The 26,623-nt window shown below is 73.6% G+C and carries 22 protein-coding genes and 2 pseudogenes; 19 read left to right on the forward strand and 5 right to left on the reverse strand.

Annotated features, from left to right (window positions below):
* Nucleotides 1–13: 13 nt before the first annotated feature.
* Entirely contained in the window at nt 14–1,144 is a 1,131-nt protein-coding gene (gene mnmA, locus GL259_RS27060; protein WP_159535915.1) for a tRNA 2-thiouridine(34) synthase MnmA, read from the forward strand.
* 29 nt (nt 1,145–1,173) lie between these two features.
* Here mnmA and GL259_RS27065 read toward each other — a convergent pair whose 3' ends face one another.
* Both GL259_RS27065 and GL259_RS27070 read right to left on the reverse strand, forming a co-directional pair.
* The gene (locus tag GL259_RS27065; protein WP_159535916.1) at nt 1,174–1,953 is read right to left on the reverse strand and encodes an alpha/beta hydrolase; all 780 of its coding nucleotides are present in this window, start codon (nt 1,951–1,953) and stop codon (nt 1,174–1,176) included.
* 80 nt (nt 1,954–2,033) lie between these two features.
* Entirely contained in the window at nt 2,034–2,357 is a 324-nt protein-coding gene (locus GL259_RS27070) for a DUF427 domain-containing protein (protein ID WP_159535917.1), read from the reverse strand.
* A gap of 74 nt (nt 2,358–2,431) precedes the next feature.
* Here GL259_RS27070 and GL259_RS27075 point away from each other — a divergent pair, with 74 nt between their 5' ends.
* From GL259_RS27075 to gatB, 10 genes and pseudogenes are all read left to right on the forward strand, one after another.
* Nucleotides 2,432–3,235: a class I SAM-dependent methyltransferase gene (locus GL259_RS27075; RefSeq protein WP_159535918.1), complete on the forward strand. Its 804-nt coding sequence runs from the start codon at nt 2,432–2,434 to the stop codon at nt 3,233–3,235.
* On the forward strand, nt 3,232–3,771 hold the full coding sequence (locus GL259_RS27080) for a TIGR00730 family Rossman fold protein (protein ID WP_159535919.1): 540 nt from the start codon (nt 3,232–3,234) through the stop codon (nt 3,769–3,771). Before GL259_RS27075 ends, GL259_RS27080 begins: the two co-directional genes overlap by 4 nt.
* Nucleotides 3,772–3,789: 18 nt before the next feature.
* On the forward strand, nt 3,790–4,488 hold the full coding sequence (locus GL259_RS27085) for an SDR family oxidoreductase (protein ID WP_159535920.1): 699 nt from the start codon (nt 3,790–3,792) through the stop codon (nt 4,486–4,488).
* A 142-nt stretch (nt 4,489–4,630) separates the two neighbouring features.
* Nucleotides 4,631–5,632, forward strand: coding sequence for a methionine synthase (locus tag GL259_RS27090; RefSeq protein WP_159535921.1), 1,002 nt, complete (start codon nt 4,631–4,633; stop codon nt 5,630–5,632).
* 14 nt (nt 5,633–5,646) lie between these two features.
* Nucleotides 5,647–7,841 (forward strand): annotated as a pseudogene (ligA, locus tag GL259_RS27095) (NAD-dependent DNA ligase LigA).
* A 259-nt stretch (nt 7,842–8,100) separates the two neighbouring features.
* Nucleotides 8,101–10,341, forward strand: a complete 2,241-nt coding sequence (locus tag GL259_RS27100) for a bifunctional diguanylate cyclase/phosphodiesterase (protein ID WP_159535922.1) — start codon at nt 8,101–8,103, stop codon at nt 10,339–10,341.
* Nucleotides 10,342–10,650: 309 nt separating this feature from the next.
* A complete protein-coding gene (gatC, locus tag GL259_RS27105) occupies nt 10,651–10,947 on the forward strand; it encodes an Asp-tRNA(Asn)/Glu-tRNA(Gln) amidotransferase subunit GatC (protein WP_031117542.1) in 297 nt (98 codons plus the stop codon).
* 5 nt (nt 10,948–10,952) lie between these two features.
* Nucleotides 10,953–12,446: an Asp-tRNA(Asn)/Glu-tRNA(Gln) amidotransferase subunit GatA gene (gene gatA / locus GL259_RS27110; protein ID WP_159535923.1), complete on the forward strand. Its 1,494-nt coding sequence runs from the start codon at nt 10,953–10,955 to the stop codon at nt 12,444–12,446.
* Nucleotides 12,443–12,682 (forward strand): hypothetical protein, encoded by a 240-nt coding sequence (locus GL259_RS27115; RefSeq protein WP_159535924.1) that lies wholly within the window; start codon nt 12,443–12,445, stop codon nt 12,680–12,682. Before gatA ends, GL259_RS27115 begins: the two co-directional genes overlap by 4 nt.
* 15 nt (nt 12,683–12,697) lie before the next feature.
* Entirely contained in the window at nt 12,698–14,212 is a 1,515-nt protein-coding gene (gene gatB / locus GL259_RS27120; RefSeq protein ID WP_159535925.1) for an Asp-tRNA(Asn)/Glu-tRNA(Gln) amidotransferase subunit GatB, read from the forward strand.
* A gap of 71 nt (nt 14,213–14,283) precedes the next feature.
* Here gatB and GL259_RS27125 read toward each other — a convergent pair.
* Nucleotides 14,284–15,095: pseudogene (locus GL259_RS27125) on the reverse strand (methyltransferase domain-containing protein).
* A gap of 187 nt (nt 15,096–15,282) precedes the next feature.
* On the opposite strand from GL259_RS27125, the gene GL259_RS27130 reads away from it, so the two are divergent.
* The 7 genes from GL259_RS27130 to GL259_RS27160 all read left to right on the forward strand — a co-directional run bounded on the left by GL259_RS27130 (nt 15,283) and on the right by GL259_RS27160 (nt 23,242).
* Nucleotides 15,283–15,636 carry a hypothetical protein gene (locus tag GL259_RS27130; RefSeq protein ID WP_159535926.1) on the forward strand — a complete coding sequence of 118 codons (354 nt, stop codon included), beginning with the start codon at nt 15,283–15,285 and terminating at the stop codon, nt 15,634–15,636.
* A 247-nt stretch (nt 15,637–15,883) separates the two neighbouring features.
* Nucleotides 15,884–18,124, forward strand: a complete 2,241-nt coding sequence (locus GL259_RS27135) for an MMPL family transporter (protein WP_159535927.1) — start codon at nt 15,884–15,886, stop codon at nt 18,122–18,124.
* Nucleotides 18,102–18,671 (forward strand): GNAT family protein, encoded by a 570-nt coding sequence (locus tag GL259_RS27140; protein ID WP_159535928.1) that lies wholly within the window; start codon nt 18,102–18,104, stop codon nt 18,669–18,671. Before GL259_RS27135 ends, GL259_RS27140 begins: the two co-directional genes overlap by 23 nt.
* A gap of 59 nt (nt 18,672–18,730) precedes the next feature.
* A complete protein-coding gene (locus GL259_RS27145; RefSeq protein ID WP_159535929.1) occupies nt 18,731–19,279 on the forward strand; it encodes a hypothetical protein in 549 nt (182 codons plus the stop codon).
* 204 nt (nt 19,280–19,483) lie between these two features.
* Entirely contained in the window at nt 19,484–19,669 is a 186-nt protein-coding gene (locus GL259_RS27150) for a hypothetical protein (RefSeq protein ID WP_159535930.1), read from the forward strand.
* Between the two features lie 263 nt (nt 19,670–19,932).
* On the forward strand, nt 19,933–22,998 hold the full coding sequence (locus GL259_RS27155) for a LuxR family transcriptional regulator (RefSeq protein ID WP_159535931.1): 3,066 nt from the start codon (nt 19,933–19,935) through the stop codon (nt 22,996–22,998).
* Nucleotides 22,999–23,035: 37 nt separating this feature from the next.
* On the forward strand, nt 23,036–23,242 hold the full coding sequence (locus tag GL259_RS27160) for a DUF6191 domain-containing protein (protein ID WP_159535932.1): 207 nt from the start codon (nt 23,036–23,038) through the stop codon (nt 23,240–23,242).
* Nucleotides 23,243–23,258: 16 nt separating this feature from the next.
* On the opposite strand, the gene GL259_RS27165 is transcribed toward GL259_RS27160, so the two are convergent.
* Both GL259_RS27165 and GL259_RS27170 read right to left on the reverse strand, forming a co-directional pair.
* Nucleotides 23,259–24,407: a PQQ-dependent sugar dehydrogenase gene (locus tag GL259_RS27165; RefSeq protein WP_159539023.1), complete on the reverse strand. Its 1,149-nt coding sequence runs from the start codon at nt 24,405–24,407 to the stop codon at nt 23,259–23,261.
* A 137-nt stretch (nt 24,408–24,544) separates the two neighbouring features.
* Nucleotides 24,545–25,543, reverse strand: a complete 999-nt coding sequence (locus GL259_RS27170; RefSeq protein WP_159535933.1) for an aldo/keto reductase — start codon at nt 25,541–25,543, stop codon at nt 24,545–24,547.
* 76 nt (nt 25,544–25,619) lie between these two features.
* Between GL259_RS27170 and GL259_RS27175 the strand changes: the two genes are divergently transcribed.
* On the forward strand, nt 25,620–26,570 hold the full coding sequence (locus GL259_RS27175; protein ID WP_159535934.1) for a 2-hydroxyacid dehydrogenase: 951 nt from the start codon (nt 25,620–25,622) through the stop codon (nt 26,568–26,570).
* Nucleotides 26,571–26,623 lie beyond the last annotated feature (53 nt).

Genomic DNA, 26,623 nt, shown 5'->3' on the forward strand with positions numbered 1-26,623 from the left:
CCCTGGAAGGGTTATGACTGACACCCCGCAGCCCTCCCGCTCCCTCCGCGTCCTGGCCGCCATGTCCGGCGGGGTCGACTCCGCCGTCGCCGCCGCCCGCGCGGCCGAGGCGGGCCACGACGTGACCGGCGTCCACCTCGCGCTCTCCGCGAACCCGCAGTCGTTCCGTACCGGCGCGCGGGGCTGTTGCACCATCGAGGACTCGCGCGACGCCCGCCGTGCCGCCGACGTCATCGGCATCCCGTTCTACGTGTGGGACCTCGCCGACCGCTTCCGCGAGGACGTCGTCGAGGACTTCGTCGCCGAGTACGAGGCCGGCCGCACCCCGAACCCCTGCCTGCGCTGCAACGAGAAGATCAAGTTCGCCGCGCTGCTGGACAAGGCGCTCGCGCTCGGCTTCGACGCCGTCTGCACCGGCCACTACGCCAAGGTGGTCCTGCGCGAGGACGGCACGCGCGAGCTGCACCGCGCCTCGGACATGGCCAAGGACCAGAGCTACGTCCTCGGCGTGCTCGACGACCGCCAGCTCGCCCACGCGATGTTCCCGCTCGGCGACACGGTCACCACCAAGGAGCAGATCCGCGCGGAGGCCGAGCGCCGCGGACTCGCCGTCGCCAAGAAGCCCGACTCGCACGACATCTGCTTCATCGCCGACGGCGACACCCAGGGCTTCCTCGCGAACCGCCTCGGCAGGGCCGAGGGCGACATCGTCGACGAGTCCGGCGCCAAGGTCGGCACGCACGAGGGCGCGTACGGCTTCACCATCGGCCAGCGCAAGGGCCTGCGGATCGGCACGCCCGCCCCCGACGGCAAGCCGCGCTACGTCCTCGACATCTCCCCGGTGACCAACACGGTCACCGTCGGCCCGGCGGCCTCCCTGGACGTCACCGCCCTGACCGCGATCAGGCCCCGCTGGTGCGGCGCCGCCCCGGAGGGCCCCGGCACCTACACCGCCCAGCTGCGCGCCCACGGCGGCGAGACCGCGGTGACGGCGGAACTCGTCGACGGCGAGCTCAGGGTCAGCTTCGCCGAGCCCGTCCGCGGCGTCGCGCCCGGCCAGGCGATCGTGCTGTACGACGGCACGCGCGTGGTCGGCTCGGCGACCATCGCGTCGACGGTGCGGGCGGCGGCGGGCGTGGCCTGACACCGTCCGGGCCCCGGCCCGGCGCCCGCTCACCGCGCGAAGAACTCCGCCAGTACCGGTGCCAGGACGTCCGGGTCGGCCATGTGGGTCTGGCCCTCCAGGACGCGGTACGCGCCCCCGGGGACCGCGTCCGCGATCGCCCGCGCGGCCTCGCGCATCCACGCCGGGCTCCCGTCGCCCGCGATCGCCAGCACCGGCACGCGGATCGACGACAGCAGCTCCCGGGGGACGCTCCCGTCGCCCATGACGGCGTCGTCGTACGCGAGGCTCGGCGCGAGCGTCTCCATCCCGGCCCACAGGGAGGACTGCCGGGCGCCCTGGATCACCGACTCGTCCAGTCCGGTCAGCCGCAGGAAGAGCTCCACCGCGTCCCCGCGCCGCCCCTCGGCGAGCGCCGCCGTCAGCCGCTCGGTGTACCGCGCGCGCTCCTCCAGGTCCTTCCCGGACATCGCGTACGGCGTCTCGTACACGGCGACGTGGCGCACCGGCAGCCCGCCCGCCGCCGCCCGGAGCGCCAGCGCGCCGCCCGAGGAGACGCCGTACAGCGACGCCTCGCCGCCCACGGCCTCGATCAGCGCCGCCAGGTCCTCGACCTCGCGCTCCACCGCGTACGGCGCGGTGTCCCCGCTCGAGCCGCGGCCCCGGCGGTCGTACACGACGACCCGGAACCGCTCCGAGAGCGGCGCGGCCAGCGGCGCCACCGTGGCCCCGGTCGACATCGCACCGCTCACGAGGACGACCACGGAACCCCGCCCGGCGCTCTCGTACCCGAGGGAGGTTCCGTCGCGCGAAAGGATGTTCTTGTCCATGTCGCACCAGACTGCCGCACGGCGCGGAATTCGTCGCTGAGGCGGACGGCGCGTCCGCCGATCGCGACCCTTCTACGCGATCACGACACTTCCACCTCGTAGAAGCAGAGGTGGTCCTTGATCCGCGCGACGTCCGGCTTCGGGTCCGGGTACGCCCAGACCAGGTCGGCCGCGTCCGGCAGCGACCAGTAGGACGCGGTGCCCTTGAAGGGGCAGTGCGTGTGCGTCCCGGAAGGCGTCAGCAGGTCGAGCCGCACGTCCTCCGGCGGGATGTAGTACCGGTCCGGACAGCCCGTCTCCCTCAGCACCAGCGCCCGGTCGCTCCGGGCCAGCACCTGCTCGCCGTGCACCACGCGCACGTGCCGGTCCGCGGACTCGATGGTGATGCGGTGGCCTGTGGTCACGATCGCTCCTCCTCGGGTAGCCGACTCAGCGGTTACAGCGCACGCTGAAGCGTAGTTCTTCCCGAGGAGGCCCCATGGGAGCCAAGGACACCCGCAGCAACCGCGGCACCCTCACCCACCGGGCCCGGTACGCCCTGCGCCACCCGCGGCGCGTGCCCGCCCACGCGCGGCGCGCGCTGCGCGACGCCTGCCTGCGGCTGCTCCACCGCGACCACATCGCCTACTACCGCGCGGTGATGGCCTCCGACACGGCCCGCAGCGCCGAGGCCGCGGTCGGCCACAACCCCTCGCGCGAGCAGTGGGCGCGCATCGGCCGGATGCAGTTCGACTACCTGCTGCGGCACGGTCTGGAGCCGCACCACCGGATGCTGGAGATCGGCTGCGGCAACCTCCGCGCGGGGCGCCTGTTCATCGACCACCTGGAACCCGGCCACTACTACGGCATCGACATCTCTCCGGACATCCTGCTCGCCGCCCAGGACACCGTCGTGCGCGACGGACTCCAGGCCAAGATGCCCTACCTCACCCTCGCCGACGACCTCACCCTCGCCTTCCTGCCCGACGGCCACTTCGACGTGGTGCACGCGCACAGCGTGTTCTCGCACTCGCCCCGGCAGGTCATCGAGGAGTGCTTCGCGCACGTCGGGAGGGTGCTCGCGCCCGGCGGGTTCTTCGACTTCACCTTCGACCGCACGGAGGGCGAGGAGCACCAGGTGCTGCACGAGGACTTCTACTACCGGACCCGGACGCTGGCGGAACTGGCCGCGGAGCACGGCCTGGCGGCGCGGTTCATGGACGACTGGGAGGAGCTGCCGCACAAGCAGTCGAAGATGCGGCTGACCGCGATGTCCGACCGGGCCCGTACTGTGGGTCCGTGAACATCTGCGTCTTCCTCTCCGCCGCCGACCTCGACGACCGCTACACGGGCCCCGCGCGGGACTTCGCCCGGCTCCTGGGCAAGGGCGGGCACACGCTCGTCTGGGGCGGCTCGGACGTCGGTCTGATGAAGGTCGTCGCCGACGGGGTGCAGGAGGCGGGCGGCCGGCTCTGCGGCGTCTCCGTGGAGTTCCTCGCCGCGAAGGCGCGCGACGGCGTCGACGAGATGGTGATCGCGAAGGACCTCGCCGAGCGCAAGAGGCTGCTGCTGGAGAAGGCCGAGGCGGTGGTGATCATGGTGGGCGGCACCGGCACCCTCGACGAGGCGACCGAGATCCTGGAGCTGAAGAAGCACGGGCACACCGACAAGCCGGTGGTCCTGCTCAACACCGCGGGCTTCTACGACGGGCTCAAGGAGCAGTTCCGCCGCATGGAGGACGAGGGCTTCCTGCCCCGCCCGCTGGCCGACCTGGTGTTCTTCGCCGAGGAGCCGGTGGGCGCGCTGGCCTATCTGGAGGAGAGCCTGGGCGTGGAGTGACCGCGCGGTGATGCGAGCATGGCGGGCATGGCTACACATGTGATCACCGGGGCCGGCTCCGGCATCGGCGCGGCCGTCGCCCGCCGCCTGCACGCGCGCGGGGACGAGCTCGTGCTGCACGCGCGGGACGCGGGCCGCGCGAAGGAACTGGCGGCCCGGTTCCCCGGCGCCCGCACCCTCGTCGGCGACCTGGCGGACCCCGACCGGCTCAGCTGGGCCTTCTCCCACCAGTCGCTCCCGGACCGGGTCGACTCCCTGCTGCACATCGCCGGCGTGGTGGACCTCGGACCGGTCGGCGAGCTCACCCCGAAGACCTGGCGCCACCAGCTCAACGTCAACCTGATCGCCCCCGCCGAGCTGACCCGGCACTTCCTGCCCCAGCTCCGCACGAGCCGCGGACACGTGGTCTTCGTCAACTCCGGCGCCGGTCTGAACGCCCACGCCGACTGGTCCGCGTACGCGGCCTCCAAGCACGGTCTGAAGGCCCTCGCCGACTCCCTGCGCCACGAGGAGCACGCGAACGGCGTCCGCGTCACCTCCGTCTACCCCGGCCGCACCGCGAGCCCCATGCAGGCCAAGGTCCACCGGCAGGAGGGCAAGGACTACGACCCCGGCAGGTGGATCGACCCCGAGTCGGTCGCCACGACCATCGTGATGGCCCTGGACCTGCCCCGGGACGCGGAGGTCAACGACCTGACGGTGCGCCCGGGACGGTGATCCCCGGCCCGCCCGGCGTTCGGGGACGAGGCCCGCGCGGGGCCGGCCGCCGGGTCCCCCGCCGAAGCGAAGCCGGGAGCCCGGGGAAGGGAAGGGGCGGCGGGGCGAGGCACCCCCGGCCGCCCCTGCGTACGCTTCACCCGTGAACGACAACCTTCGCTTCGGTCCCGCCACCGGCATCGGCTCCCTGCCGGGCGGGGACGCCCGAGAGGCCGCCAAGACCGCCACCGGAAGCTTCGAGGACTTCCCGCACCTCCCCGAACTGCCCGCCCGCGGCCCCGGCGCCGACATGATCGGCCGGACCGCCGGGATGCTCGTCGAGCTGTACGCGCGCGTGGAGCCCAGCGGCTGGCGGATCGGGGACCGGCCGGGGCGGGACACCAGGCGGGCCCGCTCCTGGCTCGGCGAGGACCTCGACGCGCTGGAGGAGTTCACGCAGGACTACGAGGGGCCGCTGAAGGTGCAGGCGGTGGGGCCGTGGACGCTCGCCGCGGGCCTCGAGCTCAGGAACGGCGAGGCCGCCCTGTCCGACCCGGGCGCCTGCCGCGACCTCGCCGCCTCCCTCGCCGAGGGGCTGCGCCTGCACCTCGCCGAGGTGCGGCGGCGCGTGCCCGGCGCGCGGCCCGTCCTCCAGCTCGACGAGCCCTCCCTCACCGCCGTCCTGCGCGGACGGGTGCGGACCGCCAGCGGCTACCGCACCCACCGCGCGGTGGACCGGCAGATCGTCGAGGCCGCACTCCGGGACGTCGTCGGGGTGCACGACGGCGGGCCCGTCGTGGTCCACTCGTGCGCGCCGGACGTCCCGTTCGCCCTGCTGCGCCGGGCGGGCGCGGCGGCGGTCTCGTTCGACTTCTCCCTCCTCACCGAGCGTGACGACGAGGCGATCGGGGAGGCGGTGGAGAGCGGCACCCGGCTGTTCGCCGGTGTCGTCCCGGGGACCGACGCCCCGTTGTCAGACCCTGCCGGTAGCGTCATGGGGGTCAGGACACTGTGGCGCAGGCTGGGGCTGCGGCCGGGTCTCCTCCCGGAGACGGTCACCCTCACCCCGGCGTGCGGACTCGCGGGGGCCTCCCCGGAGTACGCGCGCACGGCCTACGCCCACTGCGTCCGGGCGGCGAGATCCCTCGCGGACAACCCTGAGTAACGGGAGGACACACGGTGGCCGGCGACCAGCAGGCGGAGACGACGAGCGTGCCCGCCGAGGCACGGGAGAAGCACGCACAGCTCGCTGAGCAGATCGAGGAGCACCGCTTCCGGTACTACGTGAACGACGCCCCCGTCATCAGCGACGCCGAGTTCGACCGGCTGCTGCGCGAGCTGGAGGCGCTGGAGGAGGAGCACCCCGAGCTGCGCACCCCCGACTCGCCGACCCAGAAGGTCGCCGGGTCGTACGAGACGGAGTTCACGTCCGTCGAGCACCGCTCGCGCATGCTCTCCCTCGACAACACCTTCAACGACGACGACCTCGCCGCCTGGGTGGAGCGCATCCAGCGGGAACTGGGCGAGCAGGAGTACCACTTCCTGTGCGAGCTGAAGGTCGACGGCCTCGCCGTCAACCTCACCTACGAACGCGGCCGGCTCGTCCGCGCGGCGACCCGCGGCGACGGCCGCACCGGCGAGGACATCACGCCCAACGTCCGCACCATCGCCGAGATCCCGGACCGCCTGAAGGGCGACGAGGTGCCCGACCTCGTGGAGATCCGCGGCGAGGTCTACTTCCCGATGGACAAGTTCGAGGGGCTCAACCGCCGTCTGGTGGAGGCCGGTGACAAGCCCTTCGCCAACCCCCGCAACGCGGCGGCCGGTTCGCTGCGCCAGAAGGACCCGCGCGTCACCGCCACCCGCCCGCTGCACATGGTGGTCCACGGCATCGGCGCCCTGGAGGGCTTCGACGGCATGACCCGCCTCTCCGAGGCGTACGACCTCCTCAGGACCTGGGGCCTGCCGACCTCCGGGCACAACAGGGTGGTCGACGGCCTCCACGGCGTACGGGAGTTCATCGCGCACTACGGCGAGCACCGCCACTCCGTGGAGCACGAGATCGACGGCGTCGTCGTCAAGCTCGACGAGATCCGCCTCCAGGGACGGCTCGGCTCCACGGCGCGCGCCCCGCGCTGGGCCATCGCGTACAAGTACGCGCCCGAGGAGGTCAACACCAAGCTGGTCAACATCCGCGTGGGCGTGGGCCGTACGGGCCGGGTCACGCCGTACGCCCAGGTCGAGCCGGTCCACGTGGCGGGCTCCGAGGTGGAGTTCGCCACGCTGCACAACCAGGACGTGGTCAAGGCCAAGGGCATCCTCATCGGCGACACGGTGGTGCTGCGCAAGGCCGGTGACGTGATCCCGGAGATCCTCGGACCGGTCGCCGACCTGCGCGACGGCAGCGAGCGGGAGTTCGTGATGCCGGCCGAGTGCCCCGAGTGCGGGACGCCGCTGAAGGCGATGAAGGAGGGCGACGTCGACCTGCGCTGCCCCAACGCCCGTACCTGCCCGGCCCAGTTGCGGGAGCGCCTGTTCTACCTCGCCGGCCGCAAGGCGCTGGACATCGAGCACTTCGGCTATGTCGCCGCCGCCGCGCTCACGGGGCCGCTGGAGCCCGCGGACCCGCCGCTGAAGGACGAGGGCGACCTGTTCGACCTCACCGTCGAGCAGCTGCTGCCCATCAAGGCGTACGTGCTGGACCAGGACAGCGGTCTGCCCAAGCGCGACCCGAAGACCGGCGAGGAGAAGATCGCCACGGTCTTCGCCAACCAGGAGGGCAAGCCGAAGAAGAACGCGCTCGCGATGCTGGAGAACATCGCGGCGGCCAAGGAGCGCCCGCTCGCCCGTCTCCTGACCAGTCTGTCCATCCGTCATGTCGGCCCCGTCGCGGCCGAGGCGCTGGCCCGTGAGTTCCGCTCCATCGACCGCATCGACGAGGCGTCGGAGGAGGAGCTCAGGAACACCGAGGGCGTCGGTGAGACCGTCGCCGCCGCGGTCAAGCAGTGGTTCGCCGAGGACTGGCACCGCGAGATCATCCGCAAGTGGAAGGCGGCCGGTGTCCGGATGGAGGACGAGGGGTCCGGGGGGACGAGGGCCCGCGTCCGCTGGAAGGGCTCACCGTCGTCGTGACCGGCACCCTGGAGCGTTTCACCCGGGATGGCGCGAAGGAGGCGCTGCAGAGCCGGGGGGCGAAGGTGACCGGTTCGGTCTCGAAGAAGACGTCCTTCGTCGTCGTGGGTGACAACCCCGGGTCGAAATACGACAAAGCGATGCAGCTCAAGGTGCCGGTCCTGAACGAGGAGGGATTCGAAGTCCTCCTGGCACAAGGCGCGCAGGCCGCGGCGGAGGTCGCCCTTTCGGCCGAGGAGTAGCGGTTGAAGACCGCCCGATCGGCGCATATCAGATGCATACGGGTGGCTGGGGCGCATTCGGGCAACCGTCGGCGACCGGTGCCCGTGGAAGCCTTCTGCGGCCTACTGTTGAGATGTGCGCCTGCCGTGCCCAGCTGCGGTCGGGGCAACCCCGCACTCGTGAAGGGCGCGGGGAAGGGCTTTCCACCGCGGAGCCGCTGAGGGTTGTCGGGCATCGGGCCGCGTGGCGTGGGCACCGCCGGCTGTGAGAGGGACGGGAATGGAACCGACCGAGAGCGCCGCCCCGGGCTCACGGCTGCGCCTGCGCCGCATGCCGGTCGTGTGGCGGCGCGGCCGCGGGGACGGACGGCCCGCGGGGCGGCCGGGCACGCGGGGGCGCACCGCGGCGGGCACCGCGGACGCGGCCGGCGCCGGGCACGGCCCCGGACTGTCCGAGGCGGAGACGGAACGGCACCCGTCCTGGCCCGCGTTGCCCACGGCGGTCGTCGCGGCGGCCGGCTTCGTGCTGGGCGCCGGCTTCCTGCGGGCGTTCACCGGCGGCCACGCGCTCTTCCCGTCCGGGACCGTCGGCTGGTCCCTGGCCGTGCTGACCGGGATCGTCGTCGGCCACCTGGTGATGCTGGGCCGCTCCCGCTGGTGGGGCGGCACCGGCTCGGGCGCCGCCCTCACCCTCGCCGTGCTGCTGCTGTACGGCTGGGTTCCGGCCGGCATGGTCAGCCTCACCGTCGTGGTGCTGGTCGGCGTGGCCCGCAGGGGCCGCTGGCGGCAGGGCGTCCTGCACGGCGCGGTGGACCTGCTCGGCATCGGCACCGGTGCCCTGGTGCTGGCCGCCTTCGGCTCCGTACCGTCCGTGGAGTCCCCCTCCACCCCGGACAGTTGGACGCTCTACACCGCTCCCGGCGTGGTGCTGGTCGCCGCCGCGTACCTCGCGGTGACCCGTTCCCTGTTCTGGTACCTGCACGCGCCGCGCGCCGGCCTCCCCACCGTCGCCCGCACCGCACTGGTCAGACAGGGCCTGGTCGCGGTCGCCCTGCTCGGCATAGCGCCCCTGGTGTGTGTCGTCGCGGTCGCCGAGCCGGTGCTGCTGCCGCTGTTCTCCATTCCGCTGATCGCCCTCGACTCCACCCTGTGGATCGCCCGCGCCCGGGCGGAGGAGCAGCTGCGCGACCCGCTGACCGGACTGCCCAACCGGCAGTGGCTGCTGGAGCGCATCTGGACCGCGCTCGACGACGCCGAGCGCATCGACGCCCGCGCCGCCCTGGTGCTGATCGACCTCGACCGTTTCCGGTCGGTCAACGACACCCTCGGTCATCTCGCCGGCGACCGGCTGCTGCTCCAGATCGCCGACCGGCTGAGGGCGGCCCTGCCGCGCGGGGCGGAGGCCGCGCGGCTGGGCGGTGACGAGTTCGCCGTCTTACTGCCCGTCGCGGACTCCACGACGTCCGCGACCCGCGTCGCCCGCGGCCTGGTCGCGGCCCTCAGCTCCCCGCTCGACCTCGACGGCCTCACCCTCGTCCTGGAGGCGAGCGCGGGCGTCGCGGTCTTCCCCGACCACGCGGTCGACGCGGAGGGGCTGCTGCGGCGGGCGGACGTGGCGATGTACCAGGCCAAGCGGGACCGCACCGGCGTCGAGGTCTACGAGTCCAAGCGCGACTCCAACACCCCCGACCGGCTCGGACTGCTGGGCGATCTGCGCCGGGCCCTGGACGCCCACGAGGTCCAGCTCCACTACCAGCCCAAGGTCCGCTTCGACGGCCAGGTCGCGGGCCTGGAGGCCCTGGTCCGGTGGGTGCACCCGGAGCGGGGCAAGGTGCCGCCGGACGAGTTCATAGCGATCGCCGAGTCCTCGGGGCTGATGCCGCACCTCACCGAGTACGTGCTGGAGACCGCGCTCGGGCAGGTCGCCGAGTGGCGCGCGCAGGGCCTGTTCGTGCCGGTCGCGGTCAACGTCTCCCCGCGCGACGTCCACATCCCCGGCTTCGCCGGCTCCGTCGCGGCCCGGCTGGCCCGGCACGGTGTCCCGGCGGGAGCCCTCCAGCTGGAGATCACCGAGCACGTCCTCCTGGAGGACCCGCAGCGCGCCGCCGACACCCTGAACGCCCTGACCGGGCACGGCGTGAAGATGTCCCTGGACGACTTCGGCACCGGTTACTCCTCCCTGGTGCACCTGCGGCGGCTGCCGGTCAGCGAGCTGAAGATCGACCGCTCCTTCGTGGCCCGGCTGGCCGTCGACACCGAGGACGCCGAGATCGTGCGCTGCACCGTCGACCTCGCCCACTCGCTCGGCCTGCTCGTCGTCGCCGAGGGCGTCGAGGACGACGAGACCTGGGAGCGCCTGCGCGACCTCGGCTGCGACGCGGTCCAGGGCTGGCTGGTCGCGGCCGCGATGCCGCCCGAGGAGACCACGGCCTGGCTCCTGGCCCGCGGCTCCCGCGGCTGGCAGCGCCCGGCGGCGGCACTGCCCGCCGCCGCGGGGGACGACACGGGGCGGGTCGGCTGACGCCCCCGTCCCCGGCGCGGGGACGAAGGAGTCCGAGGACTCCGCCGTCGGCGTACGGCGTCCCCGGGGCCCGCGGCGTGCGCGGCCCCGCGGGAGGAGGTCCCGCCGGTGCGGCCCCCCGTGCGCTCCGCCGTCCGGGCGGCTGCCGCGGGAAGCGGCCCCGGGGTCCCGGGAGCCGCGGGGCGCCGCCGGCCGTCGGGCCGCCGGCGGGCCCTCCCGCGCGGCCCCGGGCGAACCGTTTCACGGGCACGGCCTCCCGCCCCATAGGATTGGGCCAAACCACACACACTCACCCCAGAGGATCGCTGCATGCCTGGCATCACGCGCGAGGAGGTCGCCCACCTCGCCCGGCTGGCGCGTCTGGAGCTGAAGCCCGAAGAGCTCGACCACTTCGCAGGCCAGCTGGACGACATCATCGGCGCGGTGGCCCGCGTCAGCGAGGTCGCCGACCAAGACGTACCGCCGACCTCGCACCCGCTCCCGCTGACGAACGTCATGCGGCCGGACGAGGTCCGTCCCTCGCTCACCCCCGAGCAGGCGCTCTCCGGCGCCCCGGCCCAGGAGCAGCAGCGTTTCAAGGTGCCGCAGATCCTGGGGGAGGACTGAATCCCATGACGGACATCATCAAGCTCACGGCCGCCGAGACCGCCGCGAGGATCGCCTCCGGCGAGCTCACGGCCGTCGAGGTCACCGAGGCGCACCTGGCCCGCATCGAGGCCGTCGACGAGAAGGTGCACGCCTTCCTGCACGTCGACCGCGAGGGCGCCCTCGCCCAGGCCCGTGCCGTCGACGCCAAGCGCGAGCGCGGCGAGAAGCTCGGCCCGCTGGCCGGCGTGCCCCTCGCGCTCAAGGACATCTTCACCACCGAGGGCATCCCGACCACCGTCGGTTCGAAGATCCTCGAAGGCTGGATCCCGCCGTACGACGCGACGCTCACCAAGCGCCTCAAGGCCGCCGACGTCGTCATCCTCGGCAAGACCAACATGGACGAGTTCGCCATGGGGTCCAGCACGGAGAACAGCGCCTACGGGCCGACCGGCAACCCCTGGGACCTGACCCGGATCCCCGGCGGTTCCGGCGGCGGGTCGAGCGCCGCGCTCGCCTCCTTCCAGGCCCCCCTCGCCATCGGCACCGACACCGGCGGCTCCATCCGCCAGCCGGCCGCCGTCACCGGCACCGTCGGCGTGAAGCCGACGTACGGCGCGGTGTCCCGCTACGGCATGGTGGCGTTCTCCTCCTCCCTCGACCAGGGCGGCCCCTGCGCCCGCACGGTCCTGGACGCGGCCCTGCTGCACGAGGTGATCGCCGGACACGACCCGCTCGACTCCACCTCCATCGACGAGCCGGTCCCGCCGGTCGTCGAGGCCGCCCGCAACGGCAGCGTCGAGGGCATGCGCGTCGGCGTCGTCAAGCAGTTCCGCGGCGAGGGCTACCAGGCCGGCGTCATCCAGCGCTTCGACGAGTCCGTCGAGCTGCTCAGGGAGCTCGGCGCCGAGATCGTCGAGCTGGACTGCCCGTCCTTCGACCTGGCCCTCTCGGCGTACTACCTGATCGCCCCGTCCGAGTGCTCCTCCAACCTCGCCCGCTTCGACGGCCTGCGCTACGGCCTGCGCACCGGCGACGACGGCGCGCACTCCGCCGAGGAGGTCACCTCCCTGACCCGCGAGGCCGGCTTCGGCCCCGAGGTCAAGCGCCGCATCATGCTCGGCACCTACGCGCTCAGCTCCGGCTACTACGACGCGTACTACGGCAGCGCCCAGAAGGTCCGCACACTGATCAAGCAGGACTTCGACAAGGCGTTCGAGCGGGTCGACGTGATCGTCTCCCCGACGACCCCGACCACCGCCTTCGCGATCGGCGAGCGCGCCGACGACCCGATGGCGATGTACCTCGCCGACCTGTGCACCATCCCGACCAACCTGGCCGGCAACGCCGCCATGTCCCTGCCCTGCGGCCTCGCGCCGGAGGACAACCTGCCGGTCGGACTGCAGATCATCGCCCCGGTCATGAAGGACGACCGCCTCTACAAGGTGGGTGCCGCCGTCGAGGCCGCCTTCGTGGAAAAGTGGGGCCACCCGCTGCTCGAGGAGGCTCCGTCGCTGTGAGTGCACTGACCAAGGCCAAGGGCTTCAAGAAGTCCCGGTCCGGTACGTACCTGTCCATGGCCGCCACCGCGTTCGGCGCGATCGGGGTCGCCAAGCGGCTGAAGAAGGCCCGCGCCGAGCAGGACACCCTGGTCCTGATCGACGCCACCGTGTCCGCCGCCGCGATCGTCACCGGCCTCGCCATCCTCTACCGCGAGCTGAAGCGGCTGGGCGACGACGACGTCCTGCTGGGCTGAGAGGGAAGTTTCACCGTGACCACCACGACCGACCTGGTGTCGTACGAGGACGCGCTCGCGTCGTACGACCCCGTCATGGGCCTCGAGGTCCATGTCGAACTCGGCACCAAGACCAAGATGTTCTGCGGCTGCTCGACGGCGCTCGGCGCCGACCCGAACACCCAGACCTGCCCGGTCTGCCTCGGCCTGCCCGGCGCGCTCCCGGTCGTCAACGCGACCGGCGTCGAGTCGGCGATCAAGATCGGTCTCGCGCTCAACTGCGAGATCGCCGAGTGGTGCCGCTTCGCCCGGAAGAACTACTTCTATCCGGACATGCCGAAGAACTTCCAGACCTCCCAGTACGACGAGCCGATCGCCTTCGACGGCTACCTCGACGTGCAGCTGGAGGACGGCGAGACCTTCCGCGTGGAGATCGAGCGCGCCCACATGGAGGAGGACACCGGCAAGTCGACGCACGTCGGCGGCGCCACCGGCCGCATCCACGGCGCGTCCCACTCCCTGCTCGACTACAACCGCGCCGGCATCCCGCTCATCGAGATCGTCACCAAGCCGATCACCGGCGCCGGCGAGCGCGCCCCCGAGGTCGCGCGGGCCTACGTCCGCGAGCTGCGCGAGCTCATCCGGGCGCTCGGCGTGTCCGAGGCCCGGATGGAGATGGGCCAGATGCGCTGCGACGTGAACCTGTCGCTGATGCCGAAGGGCGCCGACAAGTTCGGTACGCGTTCCGAGACGAAGAACGTGAACTCGCTGCGGTCCGTGGAGCGCGCCGCGCGCTTCGAGATCCAGCGGCACGCGGCCGTGCTGAGCGGCGGCGGCACGATCGTGCAGGAGACCCGGCACTTCCACGAGGACACGGGGTCCACGACCTCGGGCCGCGTGAAGGAGGAGGCCGAGGACTACCGGTACTTCCCGGAGCCCGACCTGGTCCCGGTCGCCCCGTCCCGCGAGTGGGTCGAGGAGATCCGCGCCGGGCTGCCCGAGCTGCCGCTGGTGCGCCGCAACCGGCTCCGCGAGGAGTGGGGCGTGTCCGCCACCGACATGCAGGCGATCCTCAACGCCGGTGCGCTGGACCTGATCGTCGCCACGATCGACGCCGGTGCCGACGCGGCCTCCGCCCGCAAGTGGTGGATGGGCGAGCTGGCCCGCAGCGCCAACGAGTCGGGCAAGGCCCTGGACGAGCTGGCGATCACTCCGGAGCAGGTCGCCCGGGTGACCGCGCTGGTGGCCTCCGGTGACCTGAACGACAAGCTGGCCCGTCAGGTCATCGAGGGTGTGCTCGCGGGCGAGGGCACCCCGGACGAGGTCGTCGACAAGCGCGGCCTGAAGGTCGTCTCGGACGAGGGCGCGCTCACCGCGGCCGTGGACGAGGCCATCGCCGGCAACCCGGCCATCGCGGACAAGATCCGCGGCGGCAAGGTGGCCGCGGCCGGTGCGCTGGTCGGCGCGGTCATGAAGGCCACGCGCGGCCAGGCGGACGCGGCCCGCGTGAAGGAGCTGATCCTCCAGAAGCTGGGCGTCGACGAGGGCTGAGTCCCCCGGAACGCACCGGGGGGACGCATCGGGTCCGATGCGTCCCCCCGGTGCGCCGTGTCAGGGGCGGATCACGCGCTCAGGGGCCGGCGCCCCACCACACGGGCGAAGCCCAGCGTGCGGCCCCGGTCCGCGCGCAGCATCCGCGCGCTCTCCCGGCTCATCCGCACGTGGAACTCCTCCGTGCTCTCCTCGGCGACGACGTCGCACCACAGCAGCCACTCCCGCCAGCCGTCCGGCAGCCAGTCGGCCGCCTCGACCTCCACGGCCCCGCTGCGGGTCCAGTGGCGGCGCCACCAGGCAGGGCTGTGGAAGCACCAGAACGCGGGGTCCCAGAAGGGCTTCAGGTGCTCCGGCGGTTCGCTGCCCTCGATCTCCTCGGGCATCGCCGGGACGACGACACCGATCCGCCCGCCGGGCTTCAGCAGCCGGGTCAGCGTCGGCAGGTACAGATCGTCGGTGCCGAAGTACTGGTACGCGTCGACGGAGACGATCGCGTCGAAGCTCTCCTCCCGAAGGGCAGGTCGTGCGCCTCGGCGAGGACCGGCAGCACCCGGTCGGCGACGCCCGCCTCGGCGATGCGGCGCGCGTTCTCGTCCGGCTTGATCCACAGGTCGGCCGCGGTGACCTGGACGTCGTACTCCCTGGCCAGGAAGATCGACGTCATGGCGCGTCCGCAGCCCAGGTCGAGCACGCGTGCGCCGGGGCGCAGGGCCTCGAGGCCGAGGGCCGGGGCGAGCCACTCCAGCAGCCACAGGGCGTGCGGGCCCATCTGGTTGTCGACGGCCCAGCGGGCGTCGTAGGCGCTGCTGCGCGGGTACCGGGGCAGGGCGATGCGGCTAGCGAGGTCGTCGTGCGGGGTGTGCGAGGTGAGGTCCGACATCGGTGAACGGGCTCCTTGAGGCCGTGAAGAGGGAAGGGGTCGCGTCGGAGACCGGACGGACAGTCATCAAAGCACCTGCTTCGGCCGGCGGCGGGCTGCCGCGGAACATCGGACCGACGGACGCTAACAGGCGGTCGTGCGCCCCCGCACCCGGGTTTCCGGGACCGAGGCGCTACGCTCCCGCGCCATGAGTGGACGCGCTGATTCCGACACGCCTCCGGACACTCACGCCGAGGACCCGGAGGACGCCCGGGATCCGGAGGGCACCCCGGGCCCGGAGGACACCGACGGCGGGGAGGAGGCGCGGCGGGCCCGGTGGGCCGCGGCCGGCGCCGGGGCCGTGCTGGCCCTGGCGGGGGCGGCCGCGGCGCTGCTCCGCCTCACCGGCCCCGCACCGGTCCTCGTCCCGGTCGCCTACGCCTGCGGAGCCGCCGTCTGCGCCCTCGCAGCCCTCCTGGGGTCCCGCGGGCGTACCCGCAGGGCGCTGTGGCTGCTGGTCGCGGGGCTCATGACCATGGCGCTGGGGGACCAGTTCGACTGAACGGCCCCGGAGAGTTCCCGGTCGGGAGCCCGGTTCGGGTGAGGAGCGCCACCCCCGGCCGCCGAGCCGGTGCGATCGTCGTGTGAGTTGCCTCCCACTCCTGTGAACAAGCCCACGAACACGACAAACGATCATTTTCTCCTGCAACAGTGACATGGCATTGCTCATGCGTTCTTTGCGGGCAGTTCGGCCATGCCCGGCTGTTCCCGCTCGAAGATCCACACGCAGTCACTCCGGGAGCACGTTCGTGGCAGCCCTCGCACGCTGGTGTGTCCAACGCCGTCTGATCACCGTTCTGCTGTGGCTTCTCGCCCTGGGCGGAACCGCCGCGGCCGCCGTGGCCTCCGGCTCCGCCTACTCGAACGACTACGAGGTCCCCGGCACCGAGTCCGGGCGCGCCACCGAGCTGCTGCGGGAGGGCTTCCCCGGGCTCGGCGGCGACAGCGGCACCGTGGTCTGGCACACCTCGTCCGGCACCGTCAGGGCCGCCGACGTCGAGCAGACCGTGCGCCGCACCCTGGACCGGATCGAGGAGCTGCCCGGCGTCGCCGCCGTGACCGGCCCGTACGACGGCGCGGGCCGGATCAGCGCGGACGGCCGCACGGCGTACGCCACGGTCACCTTCGACGCCCGGCCCGAGGACGTCGACGAGGGCGAGGCCGCCGCCGTGGTGCGGACGGCCAAGGCCGCCGAGGCCGACGGACTCCGCGTCGAGGTGGGCGGCGGCGCCGTCGATCCCGGCGAGTCCTCCGGCGGACACATCGCCGAGGTCGTCGGTGTGCTGGTCGCCGCCGTGGTCCTCTTCCTCGCCTTCGGCTCGCTCGCCGCCTCGCTGCTGCCCATAGCCACCGCCCTGGTCGGCGTCGGCACCGCCTACGCGGGGACCGTGCTGCTCGGGCACCTCATGACCGTCGCCGACTTCGCGCCCATGCTCGGCATGCTGATCGGGCTCGGCGTCGGCATCGACTACGCGCTGTTCATCGTCACCCGGCACCGGCGCGGACTGAAGCGCGGCCTCACCGTCGCCGAGGCCGCCGCGAACGCCGTCGCCACCACCGGACGCGCGGTCGTGTTCGCGGGTGCCACCGTTTGCATCGCCCTGCTGGGCATGCTGATCCTCCGGCTGAACTTCCTCAACGGCGTCGCCGTCGCCGCCTCGCTCACGGTGGTGCTGACCGTCGCCGCCTCCGTCACCCTGCTGCCCGCCCTGCTGTCGCTCATCGGCATGCGCGCGCTCAGCCGCCGCGAGCGCCGCCGGCTGGCCGAGCACGGGCCCGAGCCGGAGCTGCCGACCGGGTTCGCCGCCCGCTGGTCGGCGTTCGTGGAGCGCCACCCCAAGCTGCTCGGCGCGATCGCGGTGGTCGTCATGGCCGTCCTCGCGCTGCCCACCCTCTCCCTCCACCTGGGCACCTCCGACCAGGGCAACGACCCGGAGACGTCCACCACCCGCCAGGCCTACGACCTCCTCGCCGAGGGCTTCGGCCCGGGCGTGAACGGTCCCCTCACCCTGGTCACCGAGGTCGGCGGCGCCGAGGACCGGCTCGCCCTGGACAACCTCGGCACCACCCTGCGCGGGACCGACGGCGTCGCGTCGGTCTCCCCGGTGACCTACGGCGCGGGCGGCGGCACCGCCCACCTCACCGTCGTACCGGAGTCCTCCCCGCAGTCCGAGCGGACCAGTGACCTGGTCGACCGGCTGCGCGCCGACGTGCTGCCCCGGGCCGAGACGGGGACCTCGCTCGACGTGCGGGTCGGCGGCGTGACGGCCGGCTACGACGACTTCGCCGACGTCATCGTCGCCAAGCTGCCCCTCTTCGTCGGCGTGGTGATCGGCCTGGGCTGTCTGCTGCTCCTGCTCGCCTTCCGGTCCATAGGCATACCGCTGAAGGCCGCCGTGATGAACGTGGCCGCCGTCGCCGCCGCCTTCGGCGTCGTCGTGGCGATCTTCCAGTGGGGCTGGGGCAGCGAACTGCTCGGCCTCGGCCGGGCGGGCCCCATCGAGCCCTTCCTGCCCGTGATCATGGTGTCGGTCCTCTTCGGGCTCTCCATGGACTACCAGGTCTTCCTGGTGAGCCGGATGTACGAGGAGTGGCTGGAGACCGGCGACAACCGGCGCGCCGTCCGCGTCGGCCTCGCGGAGACCGGCCGGGTGATCAACTCCGCGGCCGTGATCATGATCTCGGTCTTCCTGGCCTTCGTCCTCAGCGGTGACCGCGTGATCGCCATGTTCGGCATCGCGCTCGCCGCGGCCGTCGCCCTCGACGCCTTCGTGCTGCGCACCCTGCTCGTCCCCGCCCTGATGCACCTGCTCGGCGGCGCCAACTGGTGGCTGCCGCGCTCGCTGGACCGGATCCTGCCGCGGATCAGCATCGAGCCGCCCGAGGCCCGTGCCGGCCATGAGAGGCTGTCCGCCGCCACGGACGCCGAGGCGGCGGACGTGCTCGCCGAGGAGGAGCAGCAGCGGGATGTACGCGATACGACTGGGTGACGACGGAGCCGAACTGCGTCCCCTGGAACCCTGGCACGCCGAGGAGTTCCTCGCCCACCTGGACCGGGGCCGGGAGTTCATCAACCGGTACGTCCCCTTCGGTTCCAAGGCCACCGACCCGGCCGGGGCCCGTGAGGTGCTCCAGCGGTACGCCGACTGGCGCGCGGCCGACACGGCCTCGCTGCACGGACTGTGGCTGGACGGCACGCTGGTGGGCGGGGTGCTCACGCTGAACTTCGACGCGGCGAACGGCAGCTGCGAGGTCGGCTGCTGGCTGGAGCCCGCCGCCACCGGCCGCGGGCTCGTCACGCGCGCGATGCGGGTGCTTATCGACTGGGCGGTCGAGCAGCGCGGCATCCACCGGGTCGAGTGGGTCGCCGCCGCCGGGAACCGGGCGAGCGTCGACGTCGCCCGTCGGCTCGGCATGACCCGGGACGGAGTGCGGCGCGAGGCCCACCTCCACCGCGGTGTACGGCACGACCTGGAGGTGTGGTCCGTCCTGGCCCCCGAGTGGCGTGCGGCGCGGGCCGCGTCCGACGGCCGGTGAGCGGCCGCCCGCAGCGGCCGTTGAGCTGACTCTCAGACGGCGTCCGTACGGTGCGGGACATGGGAACCAGGACAGTGGACGAGAACAGGACCGGGGCCGTCGGCCCCGGGCGCGACAAGGAGGCGTCGGACGCCGCCGAGGCCCCCGGGGCCGGGGCGGACACGGAACCGGAGCCGGACACGGAACCGGAACCCGGATCCGGGAAGGGGAACGCCTCCGGAGCCGGGCAGGGCGCCGCCGCGGTCGTCTCCGCCGCGCTCGGCGTCGTCTCGCTCACCGGCAGCTGGCCGGGCACGGTGGCCGCCGCGCGCGAGACCCTCATCGGCCAGCTGGAGACGGCCGCCGACGCGAGTGTCGCGACGCAGGTCGCGGAGGTGTACGGCGACGCGTGGCGCACCAGTGCGCTGTGGGCCGGCCTGTTCGCGCTGACCGCGCTGATCGTCGGCGTGGTGGTGCTCGTCCGGCCCGCGTTCGGCGCCCCGGGCCGGACGCAGGCGGCCTGGACCAGGTCGGTCGCCTGGGCGGGCGTCTCGCTCGGCGTCGTCGGGCTGCTGCTGGCCGTCCTCAAGTACACCGACGTGCTGCTGGGCCTGCCCGCCGCGAGCTGAGCCGGTGCGTCGCCGGGAAGCCGGGGGGCCTTAGGGCGTCCGTGAGGTGCTCATGGACGCCCTAAGGCCCCTCCCGCACGTCTAAGGCCCTCCGGGCCGCCGAAGATGCGGAACTCTCCCGATGCGGCCGGGCCGCCTCGCGGACGAGGGTGGAGGCATCGCGGAAAGCGATGTCCGACACCGATTCCTCCAGGAGATCACGCCATGTTCGAGTACCGGTTCCAGCAGTTCCGCCACGAAGACCTCGTCCGCCGGGCCGGGCAGGAGCGGCAGGCCCGTGAGGCCGGCCGCCTCCGCCGCGCCGCCCGCCGCGAGGCCGCCGCACGGGACGCCGGTCCCGAGAGCCATACCCGCCGCGACCGCCGCGACCGGTTCATCCGGGCCGCATGAGCCCGGACGCGGGGGACGGCGGCGGCACCGGCCGCCGCCCCCGGGACGGCGGCCGCACGGGGGAGGGCCGCCGTCCCCGGGCCGCGGGCGCCCCGGCGCCTGCCGCGTGCGCACGCCGCCCGCCGGAGTCCGTCCCCGCGGGAACCGGTGCCGGGACGAGACCCGGTGGCGCGTCGCGGCCCGGTGCGGGGCGGGTCGCGGGAGGTGCGCCGGAACCGGGTTCCGGTGCGAAAAGCGGTGCCCGTCCGCCGGAGCCGCGTGCGATGCTCGGGGCCGTGGAGACCAAGTCCGTCAGTCCCGTGTTCGTCGGCCGCACCGCTGAGCTCGACACGCTGAACGACGCGCTCGCCCGGGCCGCCGACGGCCCGGGCGAACCGCAGGCGCTGCTGATCGGCGGTGAGGCCGGCGTCGGCAAGACCCGCCTCCTCGAGGAGTTCGCCGCGGCGGCGCGCCGCCGCGGCGCGGTCGTCGCGCTCGGCGGCTGCGTCGAGATCGGCGCCGACGGACTGCCCTTCGCCCCCTTCTCCACCGCCCTGCGCCGGCTGCGCCGCGACCTGCCCGCCGAGCTCGCCGCGGCTGCCGCGGGACAGGAGGAGGAACTCGCCCACCTGCTGCCCGAGCTCGGCACCGCCGCCGCCCGCGAGGCCCGCCGGGACGAACAGGGCATGGCCCGCCTCTTCGAACTCACCGCCCGGCTGCTGGAACGCGTCGCCGCCGAACACACCGTCGTCCTCGCCCTGGAGGACCTGCACTGGGCCGACGCCTCCACCCGCCACCTGCTCGCCTACCTCTTCCGCACCCTGCGCACCGGCCGCCTCGTCGTCCTCGCCACCTACCGCTCCGACGACATCCACCGCCGGCACCCCCTGCGTCCGCTCCTCGCCGAGCTGGACCGGTTGCGCACGGTCCGGCGCGTCGAACTCGGCCGCTTCAACCGCGACGAGGTCGGCCGGCAGATCGCCGGCATCCTCGCCCGGGAACCCGAACCCGACAGCGTCGACCAGATCTTCGAGCGCTCCGACGGCAACGCCTTCTTCGTCGAGGAACTCGCCGTCGCCGCCCAGGGCGGCTGCTGCACCGGACTCACCGACTCGCTGCGCGACCTGCTCCTGGTCCGGGTCGAGGGACTGCCGGAGAGCGCCCAGAGCGTCGCCCGGATCGCCGCCGAGGGCGGCTCCATCGTCGAGTACCGGCTGCTCGCCGCCGTCACCCGGCTCACCGAGGACGACCTCATCGAGGCCCTGCGCGCCGGCGTCAACGCCAGCATCCTCAGCCCCGCGCCCGACCGCGACGGCTACCGCTTCCGCCACTCCCTGGTCCGCGAGGCCGTCAGCGACGACCTGCTGCCCGGCGAACGCTCCCGCCTCAACCGCCGCTACGCCGAGGCGCTGGAGGCCGACCCCGCCCTGGTGCCGGCCGACGAGCGCGTGACCCGCCTGGCCAGCTACTGGTACCACGCGCACGACGCGGCCAAGGCGCTGCCCGCCGTGCTCGACGCCTCCGTCGAGGCGCGCCGGCGCCACGCCCACTCCGAGCAGCTGCGCCTGCTCGAGAGGGCGATGGAACTGTGGGACTCCGTCCCCGACGACGTCCGCGCCACCCTGCGCCCCGCCGGCTACGCCGAGGCCTATCCGCCCTGCGGCTGCGATCCGGAGACGGCCCCCCTGCGCTTCCTCGACCTGATGGCCGAGGCCGCCGTCGCCGGACGGCTCTGCGGGGAACGCGAACGCGCCATGAAGATCACCAAACGGGCGCTGCGCCTCCTGGAGGAGGACCCCGACCCCCTGCGCGCCGCCTGGTTCTGGGAACAGCGCTCCCGGCTGACCCAGTCCCTCGCCCGCGGCGACGGCTGGGCGGAGCTCGCCACCGCACAGGACCTGGTGCGCGGCCTGCCGCCCTCCGAGGTGCACGCCCAGGTGCTCGCCTCCGCCGCCGCCTGGTCGATGCTGCACCGGCCCGGCCCGGAGGCCATGGCCGCCGCCGAACGCGCCGTCGAGTACGCGCGCATGGTCGGCGCCCACGACATCGAGCTCAACGCCCGCCTCACCCTCGGCGGCCTGATGGTCGACGCCGGCGACATCGAGGCCGGCCTCGCGGAGATGTACGAGGTCAAGGACCGGGCGACCGAACTCGGCGTGGACACGGTGGTGGGCCGCAGCCATGTGAACCTCCCCTCCGTCCTCGAGGGCGTCGGCCGCTCCCAGGAGGCGGCCGCGCTCCTGCGCGAGGGCATCCGGGTCACCCGCGGGCTCGGCCTGCTGGACTCCGAGGGCTGGGTGTGGGGCAACCTCGCCGAATCCCTCCACTCCCTCGGCCGCTGGGACGAGGCGGCCGAGGCCGCGGCCGACGCGCAGCGTCTGGAGCAGAGCGCCAAGCCGCGCGCCGGGGGCTCGATCCGCCTGGCACACCTCGCCTACGACCGGGGGGACCTGGTCGAGGCGGCCCGCCGTCTCCGCGACGCCCGGACCTTCTTCGGCACGCACGACCCGATGCCGCAGTACGCCCTTCCGATGACCTGGGTCGCCCTCGGCATCGCCGCCGCCGAGGGCCGCCTCCCCGACGCCCGGGCCGAACTGCTCACCGCCCTCGACGCCGGCCTCCCGCCCGGCACCCAGCGCTACGGCTGGCCCCTGCTGCTCGCCGCCGCGGCCGCCGAGGCCGACGCCTACGGCGACCCGGCCACCGAACCCGGCCGCCCGCAGATCCTCGAACGCCTCCGCAAGGCGGCCAGGACCCTGACGACCGGCGTACCGGTGTGGCAGGCGTACGACGTCTGGCTGCGCGCCGAGCTGCTGCGGGCCGAGGGCGTGCCCGCGCCGGGGGAGTGGAGCGCCGCCGTCGCCGCCGTGGAACCGCTGGGGCGGCCCTACGACCTCGCGCGCGTCCGGTTCCGGCTCGCCGAGGCGCTGCTCGCCTCCGGCGCGGGCGACGACGAGCGCGCCCGTGCCACGGAACTGCTCCGGCTGTCCCGGGCCGTCGCCGACCACCTCGGCGCCGGCCCGCTGGCCCGGTCGGTCGGACTGCTGGCCCGGCGCGCCCGCCTCGTCCTGAACCCGGCCGCCCGGGTGCCGGCCCCGGCCGCTCCCGCCGATCCGGCCGACGCCCTCGGTCTCACCGGCCGGGAGCGCGACGTCCTGCGGCTGGTGGCCGCCGGCCACACCAACCGCCGTATCGCCGAGGAACTGTTCATCTCGCCGAAGACGGCCAGCGTCCACGTCTCCAACATCCTCGCCAAGCTGGGCGTCTCCGGCCGCGGGGAGGCGGCGGCGGTGGCCCACCGGCTGGACCTGTTCCCGGCGGAGGCCGGGAAGCGGCAGGCGGCGGGATAATGGCCGTGTCACCCACGCGGCCCTGGAAAGGGGAGCGATGTTCAACGCCTTCGAGGAACTGTTCGCTCCCGGCCGCAGGCACACCCGCGACGAACAGAACCGGCTGGAGCTGACCCGCGAGGACGTCGGCGATGCCGACCCGGGACGCGGGCCGATAGACCTCGCCTCCGGGAAGGTGGTCGTACGCCCGGCGGCGCCGGACGAGCCGGATGCGCCGGACGAGGGGGCGACGGCCGCGGACTGAGGCCCCACCGCCCGGCTCAGCTCACCTGCAGCTCCAGGATCCGGTCGTCGCCGTCCTCCGGGTCGCCGCGGCCGTCCGTGTTGCTGGTGACCAGCCACAGCTTGTCGTCGCCCGCCGCGACCACCGTGCGCAGCCGGCCGTACTCGCCCTCCAGGAAGGCCTGCGGGTCCGCCGAGGCCTCGGTGCCCTTCAGCGGTATGCGCCACAGGCGCTGACCGCGCAGGCCCGCCATCCAGACCGAGCCCTCGGCGTGGGCGATGCCGCTGGGCGAGGCCTCGTCCGTGCTCCACTGGTCGACCGGGTCGTGGAAGCCGTCCTCCTCGGACCGGCCCTCCGCCTCGGGCCAGCCGTAGTTGTCGCCCGGCGCGATCGCGTTCAGCTCGTCCCAGGTGTTCTGGCCGAACTCCGAGGCGAACAGCCGCTGCCGGCGGTCCCAGGCCAGGCCCTGCACATTGCGGTGGCCGTACGAGTACACCGGGGAGCCGGGGAACGGGTTGCCCGGAGCGGGCTCGCCCTCCGGGGTCAGCCGCAGGATCTTGCCGCCCAGCGAGTCCCTGTCCTGGGACAGGCCCGTGTCACCGCTCTCGCCCGTGCCCACGTACAGCATCCGGTCCGGGCCGAAGGCGATCCGGCCGCCGTTGTGGATCACCCCCTTGGGAATGCCCCGGAAGACCGTGTCGGGCGCGCCCAGTTGCTCGCCGGGGGGCTTGCGCTCGTCGTACAGCATGCGGACGACGCGGTTGTCGGAGGCCGAGGTGAAGTAGGCGTAGACCATGCGGTCCGAGGCGTACTCCGGGGAGAGCGCGATGCCGAGGAGGCCGCCCTCGCCGGACGGCGACACCCCCGGCACCTCGCCCAGCTCCGTCTTCTCGCCGGTCCTCCCGTCGATCCGCGTGATCGTCGCCTCGTCCCGGGAGGACACCAGCAGGTCGCCGTCGCCCAGCGGGGCCAGGCCCCAGGGAGTGCTCAGGCCCGTGGCGACCGTGCGGAGCACCTTCACCGAGCCCTTGGCGGGGGGCGTCTGCCCGGCGGTCCGCTCCGGCGACGACGACGGCGTCCTCGTACCGGTCGGGGAGGCGCTGTCGTCCCTGCCCGGCGATCCTCCGTCGTCGGAGGAGCAGCCGGCCGTGAGCAGGAGCGCGGCGGCGGCCAGCAGGGCCGTCACGGCTCGTCGTTGCACGATCTTGTCCCTTCGACGCGGGGGTCTCCCCCTGTCATACACCGCTCGCGCCTCCAGGGTTGCCGATCACGCGCACTCCGGCCCGCGGTCCGCGCGGTCCGGCGCCGGACCCGGTCCGCGGCTCAGTCCCACGACCCCTGCGCCGCGGGCAGTTCCGCGATCTCCGCGAGGTCCCGCTCCGTCAGGCGCAGCCCGGCCGCCGCCGCGTTCTCCGCGACCCACCGCTCCCGCTTGGCGCCCGGGACCGGGACCACGTGGCGGCCCCGGGTCAGCACCCAGGCCAGGGCCACCTGGGCCGGGGTGACGTGCTCGCCGTGGCGGCGGGCGACGCGGCGCAGACCGACCACGATCGGCTGGTTCGCGGCCATCATCTCGGCCGTGAACCGGGGGTGGCGGGCGCGCAGGTCGTCCGGCTCGAAGCCCACGCCGGGCGTGAGCGTGCCGGTCAGGAAGCCGTTGCCCAGGGGCATCGCGGCCAGGAAACCGATGCCCCGGCTCTCGCACCACGGCAGCAGCGTCTCCAGCGCCTCGGGCGACCACACCGACAGCTCGGCCTCGACCGCGCTCACCGGGAAGACCTGCTGCACCCGCTCCAGCTGCCGGATCGTCGCGTCGTGCAGCCGCGCCCCCGGCCGCCGGGCCGAGCGCGCCCCGACCGCGCACAGCCCCAGCGCCCGTACCTTCCCGGCCCGCACGAGGTCCGCCATCGCGCCCCAGGTCTCCTCGATCGGGACCTCCGGGTCGGCGCGGTGCAACTGGTACAGGTCGATGACGTCGGTCTGGAGCCGGCGCAGCGACGCGTCGCAGGCCCTCCTCACGTATCCGGGACGGCCGTTGGCCACGATGTGCTGGTCGCCCACCAGCAGGCCGGCCTTCGTGGACACGAAGGCGTCGGAGCGCCGCTCCTTCAGCACCCGCCCGAGCAGCAGCTCGTTGGTGAACGGGCCGTACATGTCGGCGGTGTCCAGGAGCGTCGAGCCCAGGTCCAGCGCCCGGTGCACCGCCCTGAGCGACTCCTCGCCGCGCTGCCGGGAGGTGCTGTAGGCCCAGCTCATCGGCATGCACCCGAGTCCGACGGCCCCCACCGCGAGCGCCGCCGCACCGATCGTCCTGCGCTCCACCTGGTCGTGACCCTCCCTCTCCCGCTCCCCCAACCTAACCTCTGCGCCCGCGGACTCCTGAACTAGCCTCCGGACCATGACTGCTGACGTGTGGCTCCCCATCCCGCCGGACGAGATCGAGGGCCTTCCCGAAGGGCCGGCCTACCGCTTCTGGGACGGCGGCGAGGACTTCCCCGCGGACCCGGCCGACTGCGTCTTCTACGTCGTGCCCTACATGAAGCCCGGCGGGGTCGGCGTGCGGCCGATGCCGCTGATGCGTTCCGTGCGGGTGGTGCAGACCCTCTCGGCCGGCACCGACCACGTGGAGCCGGGCCTGAGGCACCTGCCCGCCGGGGTACGGCTGTGCAACGCGCGCGGAGTGCACGAGGCCAGCACCGCGGAGCTCACGCTGGCGCTGATCCTCGCCTCCCTGCGCGGCATCCCCGATTTCGTGCGGGCCCAGGACAGGGGGGAGTGGCGCGGCGGGTTCCGGCCGGCGCTCGCCGACAAGAACGTGCTCATCGTGGGGTACGGCTCGATCGGCGCGGCCATCGAGGACCGGCTCGTTCCCTTCGAGGTCGCGCGGGTGGCGCGCGTCGCGCGCTCTGCGCGCACCACGGCGCGCGGTCCGGTGCACCCGCTCACCGAACTCCCCTCCCTGCTCCGGGAGGCGGACGTCGTCGTCCTCTCCACCCCGCTGACCGAGGCCACCCGCCACCTCGTGGACGCGGGTTTCCTGGCCCGGATGAAGGACGGCGCCCTGCTCGTGAACGTGGCCCGCGGGGCCGTCGTCGACACCAAGGCCCTGCTCACGGAGGTGGAGAGCGGCCGCATCACCGCGGCCCTCGACGTGACGGACCCCGAGCCGCTGCCGGCGGACCATCCCCTGTGGCGGGCGCCGGGCGTCCTCATCAGCCCGCACGTGGGCGGACCCACCTCCGCCTTCCTGCCGCGCGCCGCGCGCCTGCTGGTGGACCAGTTGCACCGTTTCCTGAACCGGGAGGAGCTCGGCAACGTGATCCTGGTGACGGGAGCGGAATCCTCGTGATCCGCTTCGAGTACCGCCCGCAACCTTTCGGGCGCGGTGGGTACTCGTACGTC

Source organism: Streptomyces sp. Tu 3180 (assembly GCF_009852415.1).
Classification (GTDB): domain Bacteria; phylum Actinomycetota; class Actinomycetes; order Streptomycetales; family Streptomycetaceae; genus Streptomyces.